This window comes from Xanthomonas sp. SHU 166 (assembly GCF_000364685.1).
Lineage (GTDB): Bacteria > Pseudomonadota > Gammaproteobacteria > Xanthomonadales > Xanthomonadaceae > Xanthomonas_A > Xanthomonas_A sontii.
Genome location: NZ_AQOJ01000682.1, coordinates 1 through 831, shown reverse-complemented (window position 1 = coordinate 831; position 831 = coordinate 1). Strand labels below are relative to the sequence as shown.

General features: G+C 69.7%; 2 protein-coding genes. Both read right to left on the bottom strand.

Annotated elements, in window-relative coordinates:
* A partial coding sequence (locus D180_RS16100; RefSeq protein ID WP_017913604.1) for a F0F1 ATP synthase subunit delta occupies window positions 1-275 on the bottom strand: 275 nt, incomplete at its 3' end.
* A gap of 1 nt (window position 276) precedes the next feature.
* Window positions 277-747 carry a F0F1 ATP synthase subunit B gene (locus D180_RS16095; protein ID WP_017910291.1) on the bottom strand — a complete coding sequence of 157 codons (471 nt, stop codon included), beginning with the start codon at window positions 745-747 and terminating at the stop codon, window positions 277-279.
* Window positions 748-831: the final 84 nt, after the last annotated feature.

The following is an 831-nucleotide window of genomic DNA, read 5'->3' as shown; positions in this document are numbered from 1 at the left end:
CCGGCGATCTCCGGCAGCAGCGGCAGCCGCTGGCCTTCGGCCAGCAGGCTCAGGAAGCGCTGGTACTGCTCGTCGGCCGCTTCCGGCGCCAGCAGCGACACCGCCTGCTCCCGCTGCAGCAGCGGGTTGTGCAGCAGCGCGGCCACGCGCGGGTCGGCGGCGACCTGGGCGGAGAACGCCAGCGCCTGCGACCAGGGCGCGAGCTTGCCGGCGTCGCTGGCCGCGGCGAACGCGGCGCGAGCGTAGGGACGCGCCAGTGTGAGGGCCTGGCTCATCTCAGATCTCCGCCGCCAGCTCGTCGAGCAGCGCCTTGTGGGCGTTGGCGTCGATTTCGCGCTTGAGCAGCTTCTCGGCGCCGCTCACCGCCAGCAGCGACACCTGGCGACGCAGGTCTTCGCGCGCGCGGTTGGCCGCGGCGTCGATCTCGGCCTGGGCCAGTTCCTTCTGCCGGTTGGCTTCGACGATCGCCTCGTGCTTGGCCGCCTCGACGATCTGGTTGGCGCGCGCATGGGCCTGATCGATGATCTCGTTGGCCTTGATGCGGGCGTCCTTCAACGCTTCGTTGACCTTTTCCTGCGCCTGCGCCAGATCCTTCTGGCTGCGATCGGCGGCGGCCAGGCCTTCGGCGATCTTCTGTTGGCGCTCTTCGATGGCCTGCATCAGCGGCGGCCAGATCTTGGTCGCGACGATCCAGATCAGACCGGCGAACGCCAGCGCCTGGGCAAAGAGGGTGAGACCGATATTCATGGGGTACGCTCAGCCAATGGTGACGGGGTGGACGCGCCGCCAGCACGGCGACGCGTCCGAACCTTCATCCGTAGCGGCGGGCGC